This is a genomic window from Acinetobacter sp. UBA3461, assembly GCF_002381195.1.
Lineage (GTDB): Bacteria > Pseudomonadota > Gammaproteobacteria > Pseudomonadales > Moraxellaceae > Acinetobacter > Acinetobacter schindleri.
This window is the reverse complement of record NZ_DFRO01000027.1, coordinates 254,516-271,713: the sequence shown is the minus strand read 5'-3', so window position 1 is coordinate 271,713 and position 17,198 is coordinate 254,516. Positions and strand designations below refer to the sequence as shown.

The 17,198-nt window shown below is 42.1% G+C and carries 18 protein-coding genes; 13 read left to right on the top strand and 5 right to left on the bottom strand.

From position 1 onward, the window contains the following. Positions 1-274 precede the first annotated feature (274 nt). The 7 genes from B3D47_RS08700 to pal all read left to right on the top strand — a co-directional run bounded on the left by B3D47_RS08700 (position 275) and on the right by pal (position 5,773). Positions 275-670 carry a hypothetical protein gene (locus B3D47_RS08700; protein ID WP_286861417.1) on the top strand — a complete coding sequence of 132 codons (396 nt, stop codon included), beginning with the start codon at positions 275-277 and terminating at the stop codon, positions 668-670. A gap of 225 nt (positions 671-895) precedes the next feature. After that, entirely contained in the window at positions 896-1,303 is a 408-nt protein-coding gene (ybgC, locus tag B3D47_RS08695) for a tol-pal system-associated acyl-CoA thioesterase (RefSeq protein ID WP_004815113.1), read from the top strand. Positions 1,304-1,330: 27 nt separating this feature from the next. Then, positions 1,331-2,029: a protein TolQ gene (gene tolQ, locus B3D47_RS08690; RefSeq protein ID WP_004815111.1), complete on the top strand. Its 699-nt coding sequence runs from the start codon at positions 1,331-1,333 to the stop codon at positions 2,027-2,029. Next, positions 2,029-2,478, top strand: a complete 450-nt coding sequence (gene tolR / locus B3D47_RS08685) for a protein TolR (protein ID WP_286861414.1) — start codon at positions 2,029-2,031, stop codon at positions 2,476-2,478. The genes tolQ and tolR overlap by 1 nt, the downstream gene beginning before the upstream one ends. A gap of 3 nt (positions 2,479-2,481) precedes the next feature. Further along, a complete protein-coding gene (gene tolA, locus B3D47_RS08680) occupies positions 2,482-3,672 on the top strand; it encodes a cell envelope integrity protein TolA (RefSeq protein WP_286861411.1) in 1,191 nt (396 codons plus the stop codon). A gap of 204 nt (positions 3,673-3,876) precedes the next feature. Then, entirely contained in the window at positions 3,877-5,160 is a 1,284-nt protein-coding gene (gene tolB, locus B3D47_RS08675) for a Tol-Pal system beta propeller repeat protein TolB (protein WP_008302437.1), read from the top strand. Between the two features lie 40 nt (positions 5,161-5,200). Continuing rightward, positions 5,201-5,773, top strand: coding sequence for a peptidoglycan-associated lipoprotein Pal (gene pal / locus B3D47_RS08670; RefSeq protein ID WP_048882451.1), 573 nt, complete (start codon positions 5,201-5,203; stop codon positions 5,771-5,773). A gap of 78 nt (positions 5,774-5,851) precedes the next feature. Here the strand turns inward: pal and B3D47_RS08665 are convergent, their stop codons facing one another. Beyond that, positions 5,852-6,037, bottom strand: coding sequence for an NF038105 family protein (locus B3D47_RS08665; RefSeq protein WP_004815102.1), 186 nt, complete (start codon positions 6,035-6,037; stop codon positions 5,852-5,854). Between the two features lie 181 nt (positions 6,038-6,218). On the opposite strand from B3D47_RS08665, the gene B3D47_RS08660 reads away from it, so the two are divergent. The 5 genes from B3D47_RS08660 (at position 6,219) to B3D47_RS08640 (ending at position 9,506) form a co-directional block, all read left to right on the top strand. Further along, entirely contained in the window at positions 6,219-7,193 is a 975-nt protein-coding gene (locus B3D47_RS08660; protein WP_286861407.1) for a class 1 fructose-bisphosphatase, read from the top strand. A gap of 51 nt (positions 7,194-7,244) precedes the next feature. Continuing rightward, the gene (locus tag B3D47_RS08655) at positions 7,245-8,021 is read left to right on the top strand and encodes a TrmH family RNA methyltransferase (RefSeq protein WP_048882448.1); all 777 of its coding nucleotides are present in this window, start codon (positions 7,245-7,247) and stop codon (positions 8,019-8,021) included. 168 nt (positions 8,022-8,189) lie between these two features. Next, positions 8,190-8,804: an RNA polymerase sigma factor gene (locus tag B3D47_RS08650; protein ID WP_004815096.1), complete on the top strand. Its 615-nt coding sequence runs from the start codon at positions 8,190-8,192 to the stop codon at positions 8,802-8,804. Beyond that, positions 8,801-9,118, top strand: a complete 318-nt coding sequence (locus B3D47_RS08645; RefSeq protein ID WP_004815094.1) for a hypothetical protein — start codon at positions 8,801-8,803, stop codon at positions 9,116-9,118. The genes B3D47_RS08650 and B3D47_RS08645 overlap by 4 nt, the downstream gene beginning before the upstream one ends. Continuing rightward, a complete protein-coding gene (locus B3D47_RS08640) occupies positions 9,108-9,506 on the top strand; it encodes a DUF3106 domain-containing protein (RefSeq protein ID WP_004892165.1) in 399 nt (132 codons plus the stop codon). Before B3D47_RS08645 ends, B3D47_RS08640 begins: the two co-directional genes overlap by 11 nt. A gap of 90 nt (positions 9,507-9,596) precedes the next feature. Here the strand turns inward: B3D47_RS08640 and B3D47_RS08635 are convergent, their stop codons facing one another. The 4 genes from B3D47_RS08635 to cxpE all read right to left on the bottom strand — a co-directional run bounded on the left by B3D47_RS08635 (position 9,597) and on the right by cxpE (position 15,989). Next, positions 9,597-12,044, bottom strand: a complete 2,448-nt coding sequence (locus B3D47_RS08635) for a hypothetical protein (protein ID WP_286861402.1) — start codon at positions 12,042-12,044, stop codon at positions 9,597-9,599. 14 nt (positions 12,045-12,058) lie between these two features. Further along, the gene (gene rbtA, locus B3D47_RS08630) at positions 12,059-13,927 is read right to left on the bottom strand and encodes a rhombotarget A (protein ID WP_286861399.1); all 1,869 of its coding nucleotides are present in this window, start codon (positions 13,925-13,927) and stop codon (positions 12,059-12,061) included. Between the two features lie 122 nt (positions 13,928-14,049). After that, positions 14,050-14,754, bottom strand: coding sequence for a DnaA regulatory inactivator Hda (gene hda / locus B3D47_RS08625; protein ID WP_004815088.1), 705 nt, complete (start codon positions 14,752-14,754; stop codon positions 14,050-14,052). A 14-nt stretch (positions 14,755-14,768) separates the two neighbouring features. Then, the gene (gene cxpE / locus B3D47_RS08620; protein WP_253169901.1) at positions 14,769-15,989 is read right to left on the bottom strand and encodes a chloramphenicol efflux transporter CxpE; all 1,221 of its coding nucleotides are present in this window, start codon (positions 15,987-15,989) and stop codon (positions 14,769-14,771) included. 134 nt (positions 15,990-16,123) lie between these two features. Here cxpE and purM point away from each other — a divergent pair, with 134 nt between their 5' ends. Continuing rightward, positions 16,124-17,194: a phosphoribosylformylglycinamidine cyclo-ligase gene (gene purM, locus B3D47_RS08615; protein WP_253169902.1), complete on the top strand. Its 1,071-nt coding sequence runs from the start codon at positions 16,124-16,126 to the stop codon at positions 17,192-17,194. The last annotated feature ends 4 nt before the right edge of the window (positions 17,195-17,198 follow it).

Sequence of the window (17,198 nt, the reverse complement as noted above, 5' to 3'; positions counted from 1 at the left end):
TTTATGAAAGAGATCTATTATACTTACTCTTTACTGTTCGCTACAAATCCTCTCTCTGAAGATATTGATAGGTCTATATAAACCTTTTAAATTAAAAAATGAGAAGCAATACTCACTTAAAATAAAAAGTGATTAAAATTCTTTAGAAAAAATATAAAGTTTAAACTGTCTATTCTGATTAAATTTTCTTCCATACATAGTTTTTAAAATACAAATAAAAATCAGCGTATAGGCATTCTAAAACTATGAAAAAGTATTCAATGAGGATTAAGTCATGAAAGTGTTCTTATTGGCGACCTGCGCTATTTTATATCCAGCAATGACTTCTGCCCAAGATGTCTGGGAGTGCAATAATGCAATTTTGCAAAGTCTTTGTCCGCATCCAAATTGTATTAAAAACCCATCTAGTTCTTCACCAGATAAATTAACAATCTCAGTCAATCGTCATAAACATGTCTCCATCTGTGCCGAAAATGCCTGCTGGAATGGTGAAGCTTCAGTGACTTACGTCAACGCTCAACCCCTACTGCAACTTCCTCAAATTCGCTGGGTAGATCGTGATTACCCTCATAATAGTCCAAGTTATGTACTGTCCATAAACCGCGATACGCAATCCATTTTCTTTAAAGGCGATCGTGATAATCATCCAGTTCAGTGCAGGACTGTTTAAAAATTAATTGATTAGTTCTTATCGCTAGCAGTCTCTCTAATACCGCCCCTACAGGTAAAATTTTTCACGTCTTTGAAATCTTGTGCCATTGGTCAAAAAAGTCAGTATGCTAAACTGCCTAGCCTGATATCACTTGACTTGTAGCCTGATTTTGGCAAATTCTAAGCTCAAAATTAGGTGCAGAAAGCAGCATTAATCTGCATGTAAAACCAATGGAAAAGCATTATGGCGAATAAATTTGAATTCAATATCCGCGTTTATATTGAAGACACAGATGCGGGTGGCATTGTCTATCACGCCAATCATATTCGCTTTATGGAACGTACACGTACCGAATGGCTGCGTGCATCAGGTATTAGCCATTACTGGCATCAAAAAGATTACAATTTTGTTGTACATAAAATTAACGTGAAATATTCACGTCCTATTATGATGGATGACTTAATTACCGTCACTGCAAGTGTCGTTTCACTTAAAGCTTCATCTTTTGTATTGCAACAAAATATTTATCGTGGTGAAATCATGCTTGCATCGGGTGAGGTAGAGCTGGCCTGTATCGGCGCTGATATGCGTCCACGTCGCCTACCTGATGAAATACGCGACCTGATTCGACAAGAATTGGAACAAGATTAAAAAAATGAATTGGCACATGTAAACACTATGGCAACCGAGTTAGCATCATCCCTACAAGTATCAGATCTTATTTTACAAGCAAGCCCTGTCGTACAACTGGTTATGCTGTCTCTTTTACTGGCATCTCTGTATAGCTGGTATCTGATTGCCAAGCTTTACATGGGCTACAAAAAAGCACAGGCAGAAGATGAACATTTTCAGAAGATCTTCTGGTCTGGTGCTGAACTGAATACGCTTTATAACAATGCTCAGCTGAACTCTAAACGTACTGGTCTGGAAGATATTTTCTATCAGGGCTTGGGTGAATTTCTTAAACTGAAAAAACGCAATGCCTCTACCACCCAGTCGATTGAAGGCACTGAACGTATTCTGCGCGTGGGCTTAAGCCGCGATCAGGGTAGCCTGGAAAATGGCTTAGGTGCCTTGGCCAGTATCGGTTCAGTTGCGCCTTATGTCGGTCTGTTCGGTACAGTCTGGGGCATCATGAATGCTTTCATTGGTTTGGCAGATGTGGATCAGGTCACGCTAGCAACTGTAGCGCCAGGCATTGCGGAAGCTTTAATTGCAACTGCAATTGGTTTATTTGCTGCCATTCCAGCAGTCCTGGCATTCAACCATTACACAGCTAAAGGTGAAGCAGTTTATTCTGATCGTGCCCTGTTCGCAGAAGAAATGGTGGCCCTGTTACAACGTCAGTCACTTGGCCAGCCTCAGGACAATGACTAATGGCTATTCAACGTTCAGGACGCTTTGAGCGTATTAAAAAACCACTGAAAAGTGACATGAACGTCGTGCCTTATATTGACGTGATGTTGGTGCTTCTGGTGATTTTTATGGTGACGGCACCTATGATTACTACCGGTATTAAGGTTGATTTGCCACAAGCCAATAGCAATCCGATTCAAGCTGAGGACCGCCCTGCCATCGTGACTTTAGAAGCAGATGGTACGATTAAATTAGAAGATAAAAATCACGCAAATGATGTGTTAACGCTCGATGAATTAAAAACAGTCCTGACCCATGCACAAAATGAAGCACAGACTGCGAACAAACAGCTTAGCGTTTTGATTAATGGGAGTGAGACTCGTCCTTATGGCGAAGTCATGAAACTCATGTCTGCCCTACAGGATGCCGGTCTCGCACAAGTCGGCTTGCTTACCGCCCCTATAAAGTAATTTATGAAAGATTTCAAAAAGCCACCCTCTAAGCAGAAAGTGCTTGCGATTGGATTCACGATCGGAGTCCATACAGTCGCTTTGGTGGGATTACTTTATCTGGGGATGAGCAAACCGCCGGAACCGCCAAAACAGATTAAAACTGTACTGGTAAATCCTGAAGACCTAAAACCGGTCACACGTGAAGAAACCGAGTTTGATGAAACTGCCCATGAAAATGTGGCAGAACAGATCACGCAGACTGCTGAGCCTACGGAAGCAGCCCCAGTAATTCCAACTGCTGCCCCTCCAGTGACGCCACCGGCACCAAAAGTAGATACTCAAAAGGCCGCACAAGAAGCGAAAGTCGCAGAAGCAGCACAACGCAAGACTGAACAACAAGCAGCAGAAGCAGCAAAACGTGCTGAGGCTGCAGAACAGGCCAAGGCAGCGGCTGCTAAAGCAAAAGCTGATTCTGCAAATAAATCAAAAGCTGAACAAGAAGCTGCCCGCCGTGCAGAACAGCAAGCTCAGCAGAAAGCAGCTGCTGCAGAAAAAGCAAAACTAGAAGCACAAAAGCGAGCTGACTTAGCAGCTAAACAGCAAGCGGATGCACAGGCGAAAGCCAAGGCTGAAGCTGCTGCTAAGGCAAAAGCCGATGCTGCTGCGAAAAATAAAGCTGCCGCTGATGCAAAAGCGAAAGCTGATGCCGAAGCAAAACGTAAGGCTGATGCTGCCGCGAAAGCCAAAGCAGATGCCGCTGCCAAGGAAAAATCGGATACCGCTGCAAAAGCGAAAGCCGATGCTGAGGCCAAACGCAAAGCCGAAGCAGATGCTAAAGCTAAAGCGGATGCCGAAGCTAAAGCACAGGCTGAAGCTGAGGCAAAGGCTTCTGCTGCTAAACAGGCTGCTGAAGAAGCTGCCCAGAAAAAAGCTGAAGTAAAACGGATTGCCTCTACAGCAAAACGCGACTTTGAAAATAAGATCAAGCGTGCCTGGGATACGCCTACTGGTTCTTCCGGTCAGAAAGCGACTGCCCGCGTTACCCTGAGTGACAGCGGTTCTGTGGTTTCTGTGATCGTGAATGCTAGCGATCCGGACATGAAAGCCAGTGTAGAAGCCGCAGTTCGTGCTGCTGCACCCTACCCGATGCCATCAGATCCAGATGCACGGCGTGAAGCCCGGAGTTTCACCTCTACCTTCACTGCACAATGAAAATTTAAGCCATAATCTGAAAAACAGTTATGGCTTTTATTTTTTTAAGTTAAACTTCAGCAAAAAGCGGCAAAATAATATTCACTTTTCACAGTGTTATAACAGTTTGATCATTGCTGAGTGGTTTCATTCAGCCAAATTCATGCGATGATGTAACGCAATCATATTCACAATAAATCCGTTGATTTGAGTAAATAACGAATGATGGAAAAAACGCGCAAACACTTACTCTGCCTTGCCATATTCGCTGCGCTGGGTACACTGACTGCAACACAATCACAGGCGCAACTGCATCTTGAAATTACCAAGGCCCCTGAAGCAGCTCCAAAGATTGCGATCGTGCCATTCAGTCAGGACCAGAGTATCTACCCGATTGTAGAAAATGACCTGAACCGTTCTGGCAAGTTTACTAGTGCTTCAAAAAACCTGCCGGCAACAGCAACCCTGAATAATCCGAATGCGGATGCCTGGGCGGCTGCAGGTGTACCTTATGTGGTAACAGGCTCATCCAAAACCAATGCTGATGGTTCTTATGAAATTCAATATCAGCTCTATGATATTGAGAAAAAACAGTATCTATTGAATGAACTGTTAACAGTACCGGCTACACGCACCCGTCAAGCTGCTCACATGATCAGTGATGCCATTTTCCAGGCATTGACCGGTATTCCGGGCGATTTCAGCGGCCGTATTGCTTATGTACTGCGCAATCCTGCGACACCTGATCAGCGTTATACCCTGCAGATTGCTGATACCGATGGTGAACAACCAAAAACCATCCTGACTTCACGTGATCCAATCCTGTCCCCAGCTTGGACACCAGATGCGAAAAAGATTGCCTATGTTTCATTTGAAACCAAACGCCCGGCAATTTACCTACAAAATCTGGCAACTGGTCAACGTGAAAAATTGGCCAGCTTCCGTGGTCTCAATGGTGCGCCAAGTTTTTCCCCAGATGGCAAGAGCATGCTATTTACAGCTTCTATGCATGGCAATCCTGAAATCTATGAAATGAATCTGGAAACTCGCCAGTTAAAACGTCTGACGAATGACTCAGCGATTGATACTGAGGCGCGTTATGCACCAGATGGCAAATCTTTTATTTTCACCTCTGACCGCGGCGGTTCGCCACAGATCTATCGTTATGATTTTGCCAACAGTGCAACCAAGCGTCTTACTTTCCGTGGTGCCTTCAATGCTCGCGGTACTTTAAGCGCAGATGGTAAAAAACTGGCATTGGTTCACCGTCCAAGTGGCAGTAATTACAAAGTTGCCATTCAAGACTTGAATTCAGGTGTGAATAATATCCTCACGCCTACCAGTCTGGATGAATCACCAAGCTTCTCACCAAATGGTCAGATGGTAGTCTATGCAACACGTGAAGGTTCACGTGGGCTGCTATCGATCATGTCACTTGATGGCCGTTTCCGTATGAACCTGCCAAGTGAACAAGGTGAAGTTCGTGAACCAGCTTGGGCTCCTAAATAATCCATTACTTCAACATACTCAAAACTTCATGGAGATGAAGATGAAAAAAGTACAATTATTCGCACTTCCATTACTGGCTGCTGCACTAGTGATGACTGGCTGTGCCAGCCGTAAACCAGCAACACAAACGCAAACCGGTGAACTTGGCGCAGGTTCAGCCACAACTGTCGACACTCAAGGTTTGAGCGAAGATGCTGCACTAAATGCACAAAGCATGGCTGGCGCATCTTCTAAAGGTGTCACTGCTGAAAATAAAGCTTACCTGGCAAAACGTGTGGTGCACTTCGACTATGACAGTAGTGAATTGTCAAATGACGATCTTCTCACCCTGCAAGCCCACGCCCAATTCCTGATGGCAAATGCCAATTCACGTGTTGCTTTGACAGGTCATACTGATGAACGTGGTACACGTGAATACAACATGGCACTTGGTGAACGTCGTGCCAAAGCGGTAGAAAGCTTCTTGATAACGACTGGCGTGAATGCAGGTCAACTTGAAGCGGTGAGCTATGGTAAAGAAATGCCAGTGAATCCAGGTCATGACGAAAATGCCTGGAAAGAAAACCGTCGTGTAGAAATTAACTATGAAGCGGTTCCACCACTACTCAAATAAAACTGCCTGAACTGTTCTCAGTTCTGCAAATAAAAAAGCACTCATTGATGAGTGCTTTTTTTGAATGCGAAACATATTTTAGTGCTGAGCTTCTTCGTCCTCGGGATGCTGCATCGACTCAATCATGTCGTGTTTATTGAACTCTTTATACTCCGGCTTAGCCTCATAAGCCTTCCAGGCTTCCTTCATCTTATCTTCAGAAATTTCATCTAAATTAATGGCTTCGCTCGGCGTAGGAGTCGCATCAAACTTTAATGTTGTCATATTTGTGCTCCTGAACCTATGTTTTCCTTTTAATCAACATAGCATTTTCTAGCGGACTTGCAAGTGTAAAATCATAGCAAATAGTCTCAGTTTAATTTTTCTTTTACCTCGTTCTCATCTAAAATATAGCCCAATTACATTTTTATCATTCTGATAAATTTTTATTCGGAGTTTTTCTGACATGTCTTACCTAAGCCTTTCCCAATTTTTACAGCAAAAAACTGGGAATCTCACACCTGAACTTGCACAAGTGATTGAAACAATTGCAAATACATGTAAGACAATTGATCAAGCACTGCAAAAAGGTGCATTGGCTGGCGTATTGGGCAGTGCTCAGCATGAGAACGTTCAGGGCGAAGAACAAAAAAAACTGGATGTCATCTCTAATGACTATTTAATTGATGCATTAAAAATTCATCCAAATGTAGGTGGTCTGGCATCTGAAGAACTGGATGAGTTCACTCCTGCCCAGGAAAATGGTCAGTTCCTGGTATTGTTCGATCCACTTGATGGTTCAAGCAATATTGATATCAATATGTGTGTTGGCACCATCTTCTCGATTTTACCTGCTAAAAATGCCCTAACTCAGGCAGAAGACTTTATGCAAGCGGGTGTCAATCAGGTTGCAGCCGGTTATGTATTGTACGGTCCATCTACCATGATGGCGCTGACTGTAGGGGCAGGTACAATCTTTTTCACTTTCGATCCAGAAACCCAGGAATTCCTGCTGACTTCTGAAAATATTCAGGTTGCTGCAGATACTAAAGAATATGCAATTAATGCATCAAACCAACGTCATTGGGAAGAACCTGTAAAACGTTATATCGATGAACTTCTTGCAGGCAAAACTGGTTCTCGTGAAAAAGACTTTAACATGCGCTGGGTTGCATGTATGGTAGGCGATATTCACCGTATCCTGTGCCGTAGTGGTATCTTCATGTATCCATATGACCTGAAAGATCCGAAAAAAGCTGGCCGTTTACGTCTGATGTATGAAGCAAATCCAATGAGTATGTTGATGGAACAGGCAGGTGGTGCATCTACGACTGGTCGTGTTCGCATTCTTGACATCCAGCCTACTGACTTACATCAGCGTGTTCCAGTGATCATCGGTTCGAAAAACGAAGTTGATCTTGTCACTAGCTACCATAACTAATATTTAAAAACGGCAGTTGGCGTTCTGCTGACTGCCGTGGACTTCTCTCCCATGCCAACGATCTTCCTTGAATCCAAAGATAATCCTAAAATTAAGCACTTGCGTGGCTTGATTGAACAGAATTCATATCGAAAAAAGCAAGGACAAACTGTGCTTGAAGGCACACACCTTTGTCTTGCATGGCTTCATGAAAGCAAGAAAATCAATTCTATTTTCACCACCGAACATGCCCTGCAACATCCGGACTTTGAGATCATTCTACAGAAATACACCGGTGTCGTTTTCGTTATTGGTGAATCTTTATATAAAGACTTAAGTACATTAGGAACTTCGATTGCCTGTATGGCGATCGTGGATATTCCAAGCTCTAGCCAAGCATTGGATTACACCGCAGACACACTGATTCTTGAAAATGTTCAAGATCCGGGCAATGTCGGTACCCTGCTCCGCTCAGCTGCTGCGGCTGGCATTGATCAGATCATTTGTACCAAAGGTTCTGCATCGCTCTGGTCTCCACGGGTATTACGTGCAGGAATGGGTGCACATTTTTCTTTACAGTGTTTTGAGAATGTCACTTTAGAAGAAGTGCTTAATAACTTTAAGATTCCTGTTTATGTGACTAGCTCTCACCGTTCTAGCAGCTTATATAGCAAAGATTTGCGTAAGGCCTGCGTATGGATTCTGGGCAATGAAGGTCAAGGCGTTTCTGACTATGCACTGGAACATGCCGAAGCAGTCACTATCCCTCAACCAGGCGGTCAGGAATCACTGAATGTTGCCATTGCAGGTTCAATCTGTTTCTTTGAAATGGTCCGTCAACGGATCTGATCACACATTTAAGTTACTTTATTTTATTTCTCAGCGACCTGCATAAAAAATAGATTACACTAGAAAAAATAATCAAGTGTAATGTCAACCAAACCATTATTTTCAACGTTATATAGACATGTACTTGAAAATAATGGTGGGTATCCAATGACAGGATTTTCCATCTCTATGGATTTAGCGCCAAAACAGCTTCAGTCGCAAGATGCTAGTACTCTAAAGAGTACAGCCGAGTCACGCCTGAAGAATTTTATGCAAGATGTGACGGGTCGTGCATTGGTGATGATGGAAAGTGCAACCCAAAGCCAGCATGGCATTGCCATGGATCTGGTCCAGGAAGCGTTTATTTCCCTGCATAAATCCTATGCAGACCGATCCACTGAAGAATGGTATCCCCTGTTTTACACCATTTTAAATAACAAGTTACAGGACTGGCGACGTAAAGAAATGCGTCGTAATCAGCCATTTTCATTTTTTAAAAAAGTTCAGCTCGATGACGATGATGCCGAACTCAATGATGTCGTCGATGAAGCAACGCCATCCCCATTGGAGTTTCTGGATCAAGCCGTTACAGCCGAAGAAATTCAGCAAGCCATTGCCCAATTGCCTGTTCGTCAGCAACAGGCTTTCATGCTTCGTGCATGGGAAGGCTTTGATACGCATACCACCGCACAAATTATGAACTGCAGCGAAGGCAGTGTGAAAACTCACTATCACCGTGCAATCCAGGGTCTGCGTGCCTCACTTGCACATTTAAATCCATTTCTGGGAGGGTCATCCGAATGAATCAAGATGATTTCTTAAAAAAAGTAACTTCCAAACTTGATGGTATGGCACAGCAGCATAAGGACAAACCTGTTGTGATGAACCGTGTTCTTGAAGAAATTCAGGAGACCAAGCATTCTCGTTTTGCATTCTTCAAAATGTCAGGTTTTGCACTTGCAGCTGCCATTGCAGGTATTGTTGTTTTACCAAATGTCGCTAACCAAGAGGAGCCTCAAACCCAGGTAGTGTCCGTACCTAAGCTTTCACCCCAAATGGTTGAAGACTTAGAAATGTTAATGGTTTTAGGTGAGGACCAGGTTCCACATGGCAGCTAAAAAACTAGCACTCGCATTTTGTGCATTCGGCTTTCTGCAAACCAGCTTTGCCGGATTTGAGCGTTTTTGGATTTTTTCCAAAGATGCTGATACACAAGTCAATGAAACCTGGAATAGTCTTTCAGATGCAGAACAGGTTGCTTTAATTAAGCGTTATCAGACCTTAAAAGAACTTCCTGCAGAGCAAAGCGTAAGCTTACAACAGCGCATGGACTGGTTTACCCAACTGCCCGAAGCTGAAAAGCAAAAGATGCGCGAAACCTGGCAGAAAATGAGTTCTCATGAACGCAAAGAGTTAGCTTCACGTATGCAAAAAGCAACGCCTGAACAACGCCCTGTGATTCGTGAAGAATATTTCAACAAACATTTGATAGTTGCTGAAAACTAACTCTCCCAGCCCGACTATTAAAATTATTGCCAAAAATAAAAGATATTAAAAAAGCCTCAATTGAGGCTTTTTTATTGTTTCTATAATGCTTTAGCTCTTGAATAAACGACGTGAACGATAAGCTGCAATGCCAAGCAGACCGAATAAAGCAATGATATTAATGGCACCGCCACCGCTGCTATCGCTATTGGTATTTTTCGCGCTATTTCTTAAAATAATAGTTGCAGTATTTGACTTTATACCTTCTGTATCATAATAGTGATACTTAATTGGATAATCAAACTGACTTAAATTATTTTTAATCTCGAAAGTAATTTTACCACCATAACATTTCTCACTCGTCGTTCCATCCAGACACACTCCCTCACGTTCCGCATACATATTGATTAATGAAGGATCAATATCTTCAAAGCGAATAGGTGCCGCCGTGTTATCCAAATGAGTTGGAGTTTTCCTGTATTGTGGCGCTAAATTATCCATTGGTCCATCATCGTCGAAGTCATTACTTAATGGATTGACTTCTACCCTTAAATCATTTTCTGGACGAATGGTATAAATATCATTTTTAGCTACAGGTGCAATATTGTTAAAGGTTGCAGCTAATACACCCGATGAACTTTCTGCCACTACACCATTCGCTCTTTCACTATCGGAAAGATTCTCTGTAAGAGTATAAACACAATACTCACTCACACCAGGCGGTGTGATAGCACCATCCTTACGGTAAAACATAATACGTTTCAGCTCAGGCACCCATTCACATACTTGTTGTTCGTCTGGACCAAAAGGAAATAAGTTAGTTCCACCTGTAGCACTGGCATCCAATTTTCCTACACCTTTGGCTTGAGTACTTATCGAATACTGATCTGCATCAAATGGTTTATTTCGTAGTTCACCATCTTTTTCAATTTGTTTAGGTAATGCCAATTCAAATGGATCGATATAAATTGCACGGTATTTTGCAGATATTTTCGTATTTGTTAATAAAGAATTAAAGTCATCGAGTTCAGCCTGAATTTGCAATTTTCTTGGTGCATTTCCAGGATCATCCAGCATAGCTTTCAGCTGCTGGATTCGATCTTCATAAACAGTAATCATTTCACTATATGCGATATTACTTAATGACTGTATATCCGCTGCAGTTAGGCGCATCAATTCAACAGAACCAATATCGCAGGTATTGGCATTCTCTGGATTGAGCAATAATGTTCCATTCGAAACACGGAAAATTTCACGCTGATCACTTTCACTACAGTTAAGATGTCCAGCATTTACAAAATCTGTATTACTGTTTTTATCTATAGGGTAATACAGTGGCAAATATATATTATATGGAGAGGCAGGTTTATAATCCGAGAGCAATTCTGAACGTTCTATGGCTGCAGGGATGATGATGTTTTTCGCAGCATCTGTTAATTTTACGGCCGGAACCGTACATGTACTATCTAATGCATTATTTGTCAGAATCATATTAATTGACTGATCTGCCGTATTCCCTCCATTTAAGGCATAACTACAGGATTGACCGGTATTAAATGCCAATATATTAGAGTTAAATGCTTTCATTCCCTTATCATCATATAAGAGGGTTGCAGCAGCTTCATTTTCTACAATCGTATTACTCACTAAACCTAATAAAGCTAAACCATTAAGAGGCTTTTCAGCACGAGAGCTGAACTGAATAATTGCACCATCTTCTTCATCTACCCTATTTTTAGCAATAGTAGAAGCATGAATATCAATACTGCCTGCGCCACAATAATCAATAATGCTTGTGCTGGAACTCATTCCCGTTTGATAATTACCATTCTCGACAATACTGCTATGACTGATACTAGTTGGTGAGGTCGTTGGTAGTCCTTTACGCTCACAATCCATTGCCCAGACACTACCCAGTGGTGCATGATTACGCATGATCAGGGTTTTAATGAGAGATACGGTTCTTTCACTATCACTACCGACAAAGTAGATCGCTCCGCCCTCATTATCCGCTTTGGAATCGAGAATGGCGGAATTGTAGATTTTGAGTATTCCCCCAATAAATAAAGCTCCACCATTGCCACGATCGGTACTAGATGCCTTGGCATAACCATTCTTTAGCGCAATATTATTAATTTCAAGTGTAGTTCCAGAAGTAACCGTATTGAAAATTCGTGACTGGCCTTGTGCATTAATACTGGTCTGAATTGGCTGTTGGGCCGGGAAAGTTCCCTTTAATAAATCTTTAGCCTGCTCATCAAATGGTAATGCACCATACAAAGATATTGGTGAATTTAACTTGAGCTCACCCCGAGTAAGTATATATTCACCTTTTTCTAACTGAATATAATCAGGCTGTCCAGGTAAACGATTGCCTACATTACAGCTTCCATAACTTTTATTTTCATAAGCTGTTCTGATTGCTTGTCGTAGTGAACATGATTTACGATCATCTATATCCAGAGTCGTCGTTACTTGAATAATTCTACTTTCAGCTGCCATCAATGACATAGTCGACAAAAAGACAGCTGTGAAAAGTCCTTTTTTATAATTCTTCATCACGTATTTCCAAATTATTTTTTTAGTTTTCGCCAGGTCAAGCCGCCCATCAATAGTACCAGCCAGAATATACTGGTTGCCCCCCCTGATGTTTTGACTTTATCACTTTTCATATTATTTTCTGCTTCCATTACGATATTTACTCGAATTGGAAGATAAGCTGCATTCGAATCAAAACGATTCATCGTAGTCACTACACGTATAGTAAATAGATCTGCGCCTGCTTTAGGGTTTCTTGGGGTATAAACCAAATTACCATCCAAATCCAAAGAAACGGTTCCCTTAGAACTTACATGAGCCTGTTGTTCAATCAGTAAACAGCCGTCTTGCCATTCTTCACCCTGAGGATGGTCTAGTACAACTTCCTTACATTTCTCTTTAGGCAGAAGATCGCTATCACCTAATGCTTCTATGATAGAAATCCGGGCCACCTGATTATTTAACTTACCAATCAGTAAATCCTGTCCCACCAGACTCGTATCTCTGGAATCCTGGATTTCGATTGCTCCTCGATCACATTTACCGAATGGTGACTTACCACGCTGGTCATAACCTACACATCCAGCTTTAGTTTTATCAGTATTCTGTTCACCTTTATTCAAGATTGGAGTGGTATTCAAACTTGTATATGTCATCAGGATTCTTGGCCTGAAATACCCCAAAAATTGTTTTTCATTTTTAAAATAGGGGCATAAAATCGCATTTGCTGAAGTGGTAATATTCGGACACTTGCCCTCTAACTGATCACCAGCAAGAACCGTATAAGCATCATCCAGAATTTCATTCGCATAAATAGAAGCTCCCGTACCACAGGAATTCCCTACCAAGTTATTCTGCAAAATGGAACTCATTTTGACTTGCTCAGAACTAAATTGACAGTTCTGATCAGTGTTAGCAGAAGTACTCCCTGGATTATTCAATACAATACTATTTGCTAGATAACCAGGTTTGTTTACTACATCAAACTTGACCCCAATTGAATTATTTATAATTGTGGTGTTATTAATAGCAATAGCATCAAGAATAGTTACTGCTGCCCCTGTATTTCCATACAGAGTAGAACTGTAAATTGAAGATTGTGGCAAAACAAGTACATCAGTTTCTTCATTGGATAATACATCTTCAGTATAAATATTGGATGAACGAGAACTTGTAGCTGTCGTTGTATTTTTACTAATTACAGATTGCCTGATATGGAAGTTTGGTAATTCATTATAAATAGCCCCCCCTTCATTCGCTGTATTGTTTTCGAGTAAGGAGTTTTGAACCGTGAGGCTACCATTTTTAGTTTGATCGGTCTTATTTGTGCCAGCGATATAAATTGCTCCTCCATCGTTGGCCATACCACGATGTAATTTCACATACTCTAGGGTGAGCTTACCTTGGTTATAAATTAAGCCCCCTTTGCTCACTTTACAACTGATAGCACCACATCCTTCTAGTGTAACTTCACGCAGTCTGACAGATACGGTCTGATTTTTTTCTGAAACTGTTTCAGAATTAGCAATATTGAAAATTCCGCCCAAGGTATTAGCAGGCAGATTGTCCATAATTCTTATAGTTGCATTGCTCAAACCATCCTCTAGATTATCCCCCATCTTCTTTTCATAGGTGGTATGGATATACATGGAGCGTATTATTTGTAATGGAGAATTTAGCTTATAAATTTCCTTCTCTTTTAACTTGATAACAGGAACAGGCTTGTCATCCCCACAGCCCAGATAAGGCTTATCCATCCCCTGATTAATATATTGCACAGCCTCACGTAGGGAACATTCTTTATCATCCCTGACGATATCTTCAGTGGTAGTGACGACAATTTCAGCACTGTATGCCTGCCCCATAATACATAGCAAAGCAATGCCTAAGCTCTTCTTGAGCATGACCTTCTCCTAATTTCTTATATTCTTTCTTTTTATTCTAAAATCGCATCATCCTAGCGATATTTGAATTATTTTGCTCTAATCTGTCATAACTTGAGTAATTACTCAAGAATTTTTATTATTTATCGATATTCGTCAATCAATGCATAAATCTGCCTTAAATTAGCATTACTCACTTTGAGTTTCTCGCCCTTTAAAAGTTGAATAATTTGTTCAAGTGTTTGTAAAAGTACTGAGGTCTGATGCGGACCATGACTCAGCAGGTAATCAAAAATTTGCTGATCCAGATGAATCCCACGTCTATCCAATACTGATGATACCAAGGCAAAACGGTCAGCATAAAGACTTCCGTTCGGAACGCGCGTACTTACCGCTTGGGTCAAACGAGACTGTAAATCCGGTAATTCCAGCTTAAGTTCAATCGGAGCAAACCTTGAAGAAAAGACCAGCTGACCACCACCTTCATTATTATAATTAATTAAGTGAAAAACTGCCTTTTGCCAGTGGGGTACGCCACTAATCGCTTCAATATCATCTAAAGCTACCAGATCATAGCGGTCAAGTGAGGTAATGGCTTCTGTAGGCGCATCCAAAAGTTCCAATAAAGAGACCTGAATTGCAGTTTTCCCCACTTCTAAGTAAGAATCACAAATCGCAGAAAGCAAATGACTCTTACCTGTTCCCGCACCCCCATAGACATAGAAACGATTAATCAGACCCGCATGGAGCTGGCGAATCGCATCAATTACATGCCCCCATCCCGGACCCGAAAAATCACTGATTCGGGCATCGAGCTGGGGTTCAATATCAAGTTGCAATTGACGCATATCTATTTTTTGGCCTATCCATCTTTAAGCTGGTTTTGTTCAATCTTACTCGATTTTTCATCTGCTTGCAGTGCTTTCTCATGAGGCGATTTTAGGTCAATATCTACATCTACATTAGGGGTTTCAATATTGATAGAACCAGTAGAGGCTTTTTGGATGATGAGGGTTCTATTATCGTAGAGTGCACTTTTTTCATAGAATTCACGCGCATGACGCAGTAATACAACGATCACCGCAGCGACTGGCAAGGCAATCAGCATACCCAGGAATCCTGCCAGTTGAGCACCTGCCAATACGGCAAATACCACAGCGACTGGTGACAGGCCTATTTTATCGCCAAGCAGGAATGGTTGCAGGATATAGCCTTCTACCGCCTGACCTACCATGAATACAATGCCTACTAGAACCAGTTGCCACCAGTCAATTCCAAACTGGAATAAAGTCGCCACTACTGCTGCAATAATCCCAACTGCAAAACCCAGATACGGGATAATACTGCACAGGCCTGCGACCATCCCGATGATCAGGCCGATTTCCAGGCCAATCAATTGTAAACCGACGGCATAAACAACGCCTAGTAATACCATGACCAGAAATTGTCCTTTCACAAATGCACCCAGAACTTCGTGACATTCACCAACAACTTCCAAAGTACTACGCTCGTATGGACGTGGAATGAGTCGGCGCAGGCTGTCGAGCATGCGCTCCCAGTCGAGCAGGAAATAAAAAGCAATGATAGGAACAAGAACAATTGTTCCACCAATCTGAATAAAACTGATCCCTGATTGTGCCAATTTCAAGGCCATTGCCTGAATGCTGTCGGCACTATAATTGGTCTGGACATAATCCATGACCACACTGGAAATCTGATTGGTGTCAATTTCCATTGGCACGAGATTAAAGGTATCAGACAACCATGGCAGGAAAGTATAATTGACCCAGTGAATTCCAGCAGGAATGCTGTCGCGGGCATACATTAACTGTTTCCATACCAACGGTACCAAGTACCACATGGCTAGAGTCAGTACCACCCCGATCCCGATAAAAACAATACTGATAGAGAGCCAGCGCGGCAGACCAATACGATGCAAACGATCAACCAAAGGGCTAAATAGATAGGCGATAAAAAATGCGCCGACAAATGGAACAACAACAGGCTTAAGCAGGTATAACACCCAAATAATCAAGGCGATACCAGCCAAGATAAAAATGCGACGTAAGGTACGATCTACCATAAAGTCTTGCCTTTTCTCTATTAATCATTATAAAAAGTAAAATATTTGAATAAAGATAGCATTTTAGGACATAAATAACATAAGAGTTTCGTATATTCGGGTATAATCAGCGCCGCGAATGCGGAGACTTCATTATGAGCAACTCAACTTCTACCCCAAACACTGGTTTAAGCTACAAAGATGCAGGTGTCGATATTGAAGCGGGAGACGCGTTAGTCGACCGAATCAAGTCCGTCGCTAAGCGCACTAAACGTCCTGAAGTTATGGGCGGTCTTGGTGGCTTTGGTGCACTTTGTAAAATCCCTAAAGGTTATGAAGAACCTGTTCTCGTATCTGGCACTGATGGTGTTGGTACAAAATTACGTTTAGCATTGAATTTGAACCGTCATGACACAATTGGTCAGGATCTGGTTGCAATGTGTGTAAACGACCTTCTCGTTTGTGGTGCTGAACCACTGTTCTTCCTGGATTACTATGCAACTGGTCACTTGAATGTTGATGTCGCAGCAAATGTTGTTACTGGCATTGGTGCTGGCTGTGAACTTGCTGGTTGTGCATTGGTTGGTGGTGAAACTGCTGAAATGCCAGGCATGTATGAAGGCGAAGACTACGACCTTGCAGGTTTCTGTGTGGGTGTTGTTGAGCAAAGTAAAATTATTGATGGCTCTAAAGTTAAAGCAGGCGATGTGCTAGTTGGTGTTGCATCTTCAGGTGCACACTCAAATGGTTACTCACTACTTCGTAAAATTCTTGACGTGAAAAACGTTGATTTAAACCAGATCATCGATGGTCGACCACTTGCTGACGTAGCAATGGAACCAACACGTATTTATGTAAAACCGATTCTTGAATTGCTTAGACAGGTAGATGTGCATGCAATGGCACACATCACTGGTGGTGGTTTGCCAGGTAACCTGCCTCGCGTCCTTCCGAACGGTGCTCAAGCAGTTGTGAATGAGTCTTCTTGGGAATGGCCTGAACTATTCAAGCTTCTTCAACGCGAAGGTGGTGTAGAACAGTTTGAAATGTATCGTACATTTAACTGCGGCGTGGGTATGGTACTTGTTGTTGACGCAGCAGATGCAGACAAGACTGTAGACATACTGAATAGCCTTGGCGAAAAAGCATGGACGATGGGTCACATTGCGGACAATGCCGAGTCTGTAGAAGGCGCTGATGAAAAAATCCGTGTAATTTTCGCATAATCGC